The sequence below is a fragment of the Streptomyces sp. NPDC050121 genome, assembly GCF_044460385.1.
Taxonomy (GTDB): Bacteria; Actinomycetota; Actinomycetes; order Streptomycetales; family Streptomycetaceae; genus Streptomyces; species Streptomyces soliscabiei.
Genome location: NZ_JBITJV010000022.1, coordinates 173,616 through 181,753 on the forward strand (window position 1 = coordinate 173,616; position 8,138 = coordinate 181,753).

General features: G+C 71.6%; 6 protein-coding genes. All 6 read left to right on the plus strand.

Annotated features, from left to right (window positions below; translation table 11 throughout):
* The first annotated feature begins 98 nt into the window (after positions 1-98).
* The 6 genes from ACIBTS_RS30040 to ACIBTS_RS30065 all read left to right on the plus strand — a co-directional run bounded on the left by ACIBTS_RS30040 (position 99) and on the right by ACIBTS_RS30065 (position 7,975).
* Entirely contained in the window at positions 99-1,157 is a 1,059-nt protein-coding gene (locus ACIBTS_RS30040; RefSeq protein ID WP_399323464.1) for a LacI family DNA-binding transcriptional regulator, read from the plus strand.
* Positions 1,158-1,264: 107 nt separating this feature from the next.
* Complete coding sequence (locus tag ACIBTS_RS30045) at positions 1,265-2,632, plus strand: endo-1,4-beta-xylanase (RefSeq protein WP_399323465.1); 1,368 nt, start codon at positions 1,265-1,267, stop codon at positions 2,630-2,632.
* Positions 2,633-2,806: 174 nt separating this feature from the next.
* Entirely contained in the window at positions 2,807-3,829 is a 1,023-nt protein-coding gene (locus ACIBTS_RS30050) for an LCP family protein (protein WP_399323482.1), read from the plus strand.
* A 105-nt stretch (positions 3,830-3,934) separates the two neighbouring features.
* Positions 3,935-4,291 (plus strand): YciI family protein, encoded by a 357-nt coding sequence (locus ACIBTS_RS30055; RefSeq protein ID WP_399323467.1) that lies wholly within the window; start codon positions 3,935-3,937, stop codon positions 4,289-4,291.
* A 79-nt stretch (positions 4,292-4,370) separates the two neighbouring features.
* Positions 4,371-5,693: an RNA polymerase sigma factor gene (locus ACIBTS_RS30060; protein WP_399323469.1), complete on the plus strand. Its 1,323-nt coding sequence runs from the start codon at positions 4,371-4,373 to the stop codon at positions 5,691-5,693.
* 200 nt (positions 5,694-5,893) lie between these two features.
* A complete protein-coding gene (locus ACIBTS_RS30065) occupies positions 5,894-7,975 on the plus strand; it encodes a cell wall-binding repeat-containing protein (protein ID WP_399323471.1) in 2,082 nt (693 codons plus the stop codon).
* Positions 7,976-8,138: the final 163 nt, after the last annotated feature.

Here is an 8,138-nt window from a genome sequence, read left to right on the forward strand (position 1 = left end):
AAGGATTCGAATGTTTCGTAATGCACTTCGAATGTTCCGGGAACCTATGGCGTCCCATTGGGTTCGTCAAGGGGGCGCGTGGGGATACGATCGCCGCCATGACACCCTCGGAGCCCGTGGAAACGCGGACAGAAGCACGGCCGACACAGACCGCGACGCTCGCGGAGATCGCCCGCGAGGCCGGCGTCTCGGCACCGACTGTTTCGAAGGTCCTCAACGGCCGTGCCGATGTCGCCCCCGCGACCCGCACCCGCGTCGAGGAACTGCTGCGCGCCCACGGCTACCGGCGCCGCCGCGCCGAGGCGACCCGCTCCCCCCTGATCGACCTGGTCTTCCACGAGTTGGAGAGCGCCTGGGCGATGGAGGTCATCCGGGGCGTGGAGAACGTGGCGCGGGATGCCGGACTGAGCGTGGTGCTGAGTGAGAGCGCCGGGCGGCTCACGCCCGGGCGGACCTGGGCCGACCAGGTCGCCGCCCGCCGCCCGCACGGCGTCGTGCTCGTGCTCTCCGGCCTGGACGAGTCCCAGCGGGCGCTGCTGACCAGCCGTTCCATCCCGTTCGTGGTGATGGACCCGGCGGGTGACCCGGGGGCGGACGTGCCGTCGATCGGGGCCACCAACTGGCAGGGCGGCCTCGCCGCCACCCGCCACCTGATCGAGCTGGGGCACCGGCGGATCGGGGCGATCAGCGGGCCGCCGCAGATGATGTGCAGCCGCGCCCGGATCGACGGCTACCGGGCCGCGCTGGAGACGGCCGGGCTGCCGGTCGAGCAGGACCTCGTCAAGATCGGCGACTTCCACCACGAGACCGGCTACCGCCTCGGCCGCGAGCTGCTCTACCGCCCCGACCGGCCGACCGCCGTCTTCGCCGGCAACGACCTCCAGGCCCTCGGCTGCTACGAAGCGGCCCGCGAACTGGGCCTCAGGATCCCGGAGGACGTGAGCGTGGTCGGCTTCGACGACCTGCCGGTGGCGCGCTGGGTCGGCCCGCCGCTGACGACCGTCCGCCAGCCGCTGACGGAGATGGCGGAGGCGGCCGCCCGGCTGGTCCTCGAACTGGGCCGCTCGGCGTCCGAGGAGGCGCCGACGGCGACGCGGGTGGAACTGGCGACGAGTCTGGTGGTGCGCACGAGCACGGGGGCGCCGCCCGTCTCCTGAGGGAGCCGGCGTGGCCGGAAGTTGACGTATTGACGGGTGTGGTGGGCGCCTCCACACTCCTCCGAAGTCAATCGGTTGGACGACCGAAACTTTCGGAGGCACCCGCAATGAGATCCTCCAGAACCCTCTCCGCACGGACCTGGCTGACCACACTGGTCACCGGGGCCACCGCCGCCGCGGCGCTGCTCGTCGCGGCCCCCGTGTCGCACGCCGCCGACACCCCGCTGCGCGACCTCGGCGCCGCCAAGGGCAAGGTCATCGGCACCGCGGTCACCGGCTCCAAGCTCACCGGCACCTACGGCGACCTCGCCGGGGCGCAGTTCAGCTCGCTGACCCCCGGCAACGCCATGAAGTGGGGCTCGGTCGAGCCGGCCCAGGGCACCTTCAACTGGGCGGAGGCCGACCAGATCGTCGCCTTCGCCCAGGCCCACAACCAGCAGGTGCGCGGCCACACCCTGGTCTGGCACAGCCAGAACCCGAACTGGTTGACGAACGGCAGCTGGACGCCCGCCCAGCTCGGCACCCTGCTCCAGAACCACATCAGCACCGAGGTCGGCCGCTACAAGGGCAAGCTCGCCGCCTGGGACGTCGTCAACGAGGCCTTCAACGAGGACGGCACCTACCGCCCGACCCTCTGGTACAACGGCCTCGGCACCGACTACATCGCGGACGCCCTGACCTGGGCGCGGGCCGCCGACCCCGCCGCCAAGCTGTACATCAACGACTACAACGTAGAGGGCGTGAACGCGAAGTCGACGGCCCTGTACAACCTGGTCAAGTCGCTGAAGGAGCGGGGGGTTCCCATCGACGGGGTCGGCCTCCAGGCGCACCTCATCCTCGGCCAGGTGCCGTCCTCCCTCCAGCAGAACATCCAGCGCTTCGCCGACCTCGGCGTCGACGTGGCGATCACCGAGCTCGACATCCGGATGACGCTGCCCTCGGACAGCGCCAAGCTCGCTCAGCAGAAGGCCGACTACAAGGCGGTCACCGCCGCCTGCGTCGCCGTCGCCCGCTGCGTGAACATGACCGTATGGGGCTTCACCGACTCCGACTCCTGGGTGGAGAGCACCTTCCCGGGCCAGGGCGCGGCGACGCCGTACGACGCGAGCTACGCGCCGAAGCCGGCGTACTACGGCATCTCCGAGGCGCTCGGCGGCGGGACCACCACTCCGCCGCCGACGGGTGCGTGCACGGCCGCCTACAGCGTGGGCAGTCAGTGGAACACCGGGTTCACCGGGAACGTGACGATCTCCTGCTCGGGCGCCTCGCTGTCGTCCTGGAAGGTGACCTGGACATACGGCGCGGGCCAGCAGATCACCCAGGCCTGGAACGCCACGTGCACCCAGTCCGGCGCGGCCGTCACGTGCCAGAACGCCTCGTACAACGGGACGGTCCCGGACGGGGGTTCGGTGTCGTTCGGGTTCAACGCGAGCTGGAGCGGCAGCAATCCGGCGCCGACGGTGATGCTTGGCTGACCTCGGGCTGATTGCGGGCCGATCCCGCGCTGATCCTGTCCTGAGAATCATGAGATTTTCGGAAGAAGTTCGGCTCGCGTCCGCTCTCCTGACACTTCGCTCACAACTCGGACCTATGTTCGCCTTGTGACGGGAGACGTTGCGAGACATGACGCGAACGGGCCGGACGGCGGCATGGGGGCGGGCAGGCGGTCGAGAGCGCTGAAGGCCGCCGGCCTCACCCTGGCCGCCGTCCTGGTGCTGGGCGTCGGCACGGCCGGCTGGGCCTACTGGCACCTCAACGGCAACATCAAGAGCGTCGACATCGACAACGCGCTCGGCGACGACCGCCCCGCGAAGGCGGTGCCGGCGCCCACCCCGTCCGGCTCGGCGTCCGCCGTCCCGCTGCCCACCGAGGCCGTCAACATCCTGGTGCTGGGCTCGGACTCGCGCAGCGGCGCGGCGAACCAGGCACTCGGCGGCGGCGACAGCACCGGCGCCCGCTCCGACACGGCGATGGTCGTGCACATCGACGCCGGCCGCACCTCCGCCACCGTCGTCAGCATCCCGCGCGACACCCTCGTCACCCGCCCCTCCTGCCCGCTCGCCGACGGCGGCTCGACGGGCGTGGCGTACGGCGCGATGTTCAACACCGCCTACTCGGTCGGCGGTCCGGTCTGCGCCGTCAAGACCGTCGAGTCGATCACCGACGTCCGCATGGACCACTACATCGAGGTCGACTTCTCGGGCTTCGCGAAACTCGTGGACGCGCTCGGCGGGGTCACCGTCGCCACCGACGCGGACATCGACGACGACGACAGCCACCTGCACCTCAAGGCGGGCACCCACCACCTGAACGGCGCCCGGGCCCTCGCCCTGGCCCGCACCCGGCACGGCATCGGCGACGGCAGCGACCTCGGCCGCATAGGCCTCCAGCAGAAGATCGTGAAGGCCCTCCTGGAACAGATCGCCGCCACCGACCTCCTCACCAGCCCCACCAAGCTCTACGCCGTCGCCGACGCCGTCACCGGCAGCCTCACCACGGACACCGGCCTGAACTCCCTCTCCGAGCTGACCAAGCTCGGCCAGAGCCTGAAGAACCTCTCCGCCGACCACGTCAGGACGGTGATGATGCCCGTCGTGCCGGCCCCCTCCGACCCCAACCGGGTGGTGGCCGAGGAACCGGCGGCGAGCGCGCTGTGGAAGTCGCTGAAATAAATTCCGGCGAGCGTGTCGATCCGGCCGTCCGCCGTTCGACGCAGGGTTGAGAGGCCGGGAAGGACCCGGCCCGCCGGAGTCCTCCGGACGTCATGAGGAGTCACCATGCCCCGTTACCTGTCGCTCGTGCGGCTCGACGAGAACAACGCGCCCGCCGAGGGCCCCAGCCCCGAGCTGATGCAGCGCATGGGGGAGTTGATCGAGGAGCTCACCAAGGCCGGCGTGATGCTGGAGACCGCGGGGCTGACCCCGACCTCGCAGGGCACCCGGGTGCACTTCGAGGGCGGCAGGATCTCCGTCACCGACGGCCCCTTCACCGAGTCCAAGGAAGCAGTCGGCGGCTACGCGATCATGCAGTGCAAGGACCAGGCCGAGGCCATCGAGTGGGCCAAGCGCTTCCTGAAGGTCCACGACGACTTCTGGACCGTGACCTGTGAGGTGCGGGAGATCGCCGAGGGCTGAGCGTTCCCCGTTGCGTACGTCGGTGCGCGTCGGTGCGTTCCTTGGTCGGAGCGCGGCGCGGGGTGTTCGATGGTGGGTCGTGGAACAACAGCCCGCCTCGAACCCCCGGCCCGCCGCGAACTCCCGGCCCGCCCCGGCGGCCCGTGCCGCCTCGGATCCCCGGACCGCCATCGAGACCGTCTTCCGTCTGGAGTCGCCCCGCGTCATCGCCGCCGTCGCCCGCGTCGTGCGGGACGTCGGCATCGCCGAGGAGCTGGCACAGGACGCGCTGGTCGCCGCGCTTGAGCAGTGGCCGCGGGACGGAGTGCCGGACAACCCGGGCGCCTGGCTCACGGCCACCGCCCGGCACCGCGCCGTCGACCTGGTCCGCCGCCGGGAGAACTACGCCCGCAAACTCCAGCAGATCGGCCGCGACCTGGAGACCACGACCGCCGCGCCCGAGGAGAGCGCCGACCCCGACGACATCGACGACGACCTGCTCAGGCTCGTCTTCACCGCCTGCCACCCGGTGCTGTCCGCCGAGGCCCGCATCGCCCTCACCCTGCGCCTGCTCGGCGGCCTCAGCACGCCCGAGATCGCCCGCGCCTTCCTGGTCCCCGAAGCGACGGTCGCCCAGCGCATCGTCCGCGCCAAGAAGACGCTGGCAGCAAAGAACGTCGCCTTCGAGGTGCCGTACGGCCCCGACCGGGAGGCCCGGCTCGGCTCGGTCCTCGACGTCATCTACCTGATCTTCAACGAGGGCTACGCGGCCACCGCCGGCGACGACTGGCTGCGCCCGGCGCTGTGCGAGGACGCGCTGCGGCTGGCCCGGCAGCTGGCGGCGCTGATGCCGAAGGAGCCCGAGGTGCACGGCCTGGCGTCGCTGCTGGAGTTCCAGGCCGCCCGCACGGCCGCCCGCACCGCCCCCGACGGCGCCCCGGTCCTCCTCAGGGACCAGAACCGCCGCCGCTGGAACCGCAGGCTCATCGCCCGGGGCATCGCCGCCCTCGACCGCGCCGGCGCCACAGCCACGGGTGCCCCCGGCCCCTACGCCCTCCAGGCCGCCGTCGCCGCCTGCCACGCGCACGCCCCCACCTACGAGGACACCGACTGGTCGGCCATCGCCACCCTCTACGGCCTGCTGGCCGCCCGCGCACCCTCCCCGGTCGTCGAACTCAACCGCGCGGTCGCGGTGTCGATGACGGACGGCCCGGGACCCGCGCTGGAGATCGTCGACGGCCTCGCCGCCGAGCCGGCCCTGCGCGACTACCACCTGCTCCCCAGCGTCCGCGGCGACCTGCTGCTGCGCCTGGGCCGTACGACGGAGGCGGGAGCGGAGTTCGAACGCGCGGCGGAGCTGACGGCCAACGCCCGGGAACGGGACCTGTTGAAGGCGCGAGCGGAGGCATGCCGGGCGACCTGAAACCCGCGCAGTGTCGAACAGTTGTGGCTCGTTATTTCGTTCCCTATGGGTCTGATGCGCACTAGGGTGATCCAGCCGCTGTGAAACGGCTGTGTGGTCGACGGGGGATATGGCGACGGGGGAACGACGCCGACCCGGCCCGCGCGCGGCTCCATCGACATGCGCATCGACATTTTTGTGATCCCTGGGGGGTCGACAACTTGAGACTTTTCACGCGCCGCCGTACCGCGGCGCTCGCCACCGCGGTGGTGCTCGCCGCCGCGGGCACCCTGGCCACCGCATCCGGCGCCCTCGCCGACGACGCCGGGCCCTGGCCCGGCACCGAGGGCCGCATCCTCAGCGACGGCGGTGGCGTGATCGACGCCGCCACCGGCACGACCGGCCGGATCCCCACCGTGGGGAGCTACGCGACCTGGGCGCCGGACGGCAGCCGGGTGCTCAGCGTGTCCGGCCAGATCTACAGCGTCCTGCCCAACGGCACCAAGAGGTTCGCCCTGCCGTGGGCGCAGGGCCTGCGCTCCAGCGCCCCGTACGAGGACCTGACGTTCTGGAACGGCGGCCGTTTCGTCGTCTTCGCCAGCGGCGGCCAGCTCGCCTACGGCCCGTCCGATGCCTCCTGGGCGCCCGGCCCGCTGATCCCGGCGAACCTGGAGCCGGCCACCGTCTGCGACTCCGAGCCGAGCGTGAGCGTCGACGGCCTGGTCGCGTTCGAGCGCCGTGCCGGCAGCTGCGCCGCCGACGCCGCCGGCGTGTACGTCTACGACGCCGGCCCCAAGACGGTGAAGCTCGCCGTCGCCGACGCCGAGCAGCCCGCCTGGTCCCCGGACGGCACCAAGCTGGCGTTCGTCCGCAAGGACGCCGACGGCAACAGGCAGATCTTCACGGCGAACGCCGACGGCACCGACGTCAAGCAGCGCACCAGCGGCCCGCGCAGGTTCGCCAACCCGTCCTGGTCGCCCACCGGCAAGCGGATCGTCTTCGACGCCCACACCTCGCCCAACAGCGACGACGTGCACACCACCGAGTACGTCGACCTGGCCACCGGCGAACTCACCAAGGTCGGGGACACCGCCACGGGCGACAACCCCAGCTGGCAGCCGCTGCGCAAGAACTCCACCGCCCGGGTCTGGGGCAACAACGCCTACCTCACCGCCACCGCCGCCTCCCGGTGGACCTGGAACACCATCGGCCACAGCGAGCCCGGCCTGATGGACGCCAAGTCCGCGGTGCTGGTCAACCAGGACAGCGCGGCGTACGCCGTCACCGCGCCCTCCCTGGCCGGCCGGAAGGAGGGCCCGGTGCTGATGACGCAGAAGACCGGGCTGTCCTCGACGACGAAGAACGAGCTGAAGCGGACCCTGAAGCCGGGCAAGCCCGTCTACCTGGTCGGCAGCACGGCCGTTCTCGACAACACGGTCGCCGCCCAGGTGAAGGCGCTCGGCTACACGCCGGTGCGGCTGACGGGCACGGACCCCTACTCGACCTCGGTCATGGTGGCCAAGACCATCAGCTCCGCCCCGAAGTACGTCTTCCTGGCCGGTGCCACCGAGTACCGTGCGGCCCTGTCTGCGGCGGCCGCGGCCGGCTCCGACGGCGCGGCCAGCGCGGGCGGGGTCGTCCTCACCAACGGCAACAAGCTGCCCGCGTCGACGCAGGCGTACCTCAACAGTCTGAACCCGGACAAGACCATGATCATCCCGGTCGGTTCGGCGGCGAGGTACGCGCTGACCCACTCGAGCTTCTCGCGGTGGCCGTCGACGTACTCGTACTACCCGATCTCGGGCACCACGGACCCGTCCATCTCGGTGGCCATCGCCATGTTCTGGTGGACCTCGCCGAGCCAGGCCGGCCTCGCCTACTCGGGCTCCTGGCGTGACGGCGTGTCGGCCGCCTCGGCGATGAACGTCTTCGGGCCGGTTCTGTGGACCACCAGCGCCGCGGCTCCCTCGGCCGAGCTGACCAACTACTTCCAGCGGGAGTCCGCCGGCGTCAACGGCGCGGTGGCCTTCGGGGTGAACGGCTCGATCTCGCCGGCCGCGCTGAACACCGTGGGCGCCACGATCAGCGCGGGCAGCTCCTACTTCGTGTACCACCCGTACTTCAACGGCGACATCCCGGCGGGCGCACAGGCGGGCGCGCCGACGAGCTCCTTCGCCGCACCCGTCAACGGCAGCGACAGCGGCGACGGTCAGGCCGCGGTCGGCGCCACGGCGAAGCGCCCCGCCCCGGCCGGCTCGCACGAGACGAACCTGGCGCCGCTCAAGACGCTCCAGCGCCAGTAACCGCGGGCAGCGACACCGGGCAAAATAGCAGGAAACAGCAGGTCAGGCGGGGGGGGGGGGGGGGGGCGGGGGGGCGCCCCCCCCCCCCCCCCCCACACCACAAACCCCCGGCCGCCCCCCCCCCGGCGGGGGGGCCCGCGGAAAGCGCACAACACACAGCACA

Bases quoted from the DNA above. Each gene is read 5' to 3' on its own strand.
- ACIBTS_RS30040 (WP_399323464.1), top strand. From the start codon at position 99: ATGACACCCTCGGAGCCCGTGGAAACGCGGACAGAAGCACGGCCGACA.
- ACIBTS_RS30045 (WP_399323465.1), top strand. From the start codon at position 1,265: ATGAGATCCTCCAGAACCCTCTCCGCACGGACCTGGCTGACCACACTG.
- ACIBTS_RS30050 (WP_399323482.1), top strand. From the start codon at position 2,807: ATGGGGGCGGGCAGGCGGTCGAGAGCGCTGAAGGCCGCCGGCCTCACC.
- ACIBTS_RS30055 (WP_399323467.1), top strand. From the start codon at position 3,935: ATGCCCCGTTACCTGTCGCTCGTGCGGCTCGACGAGAACAACGCGCCC.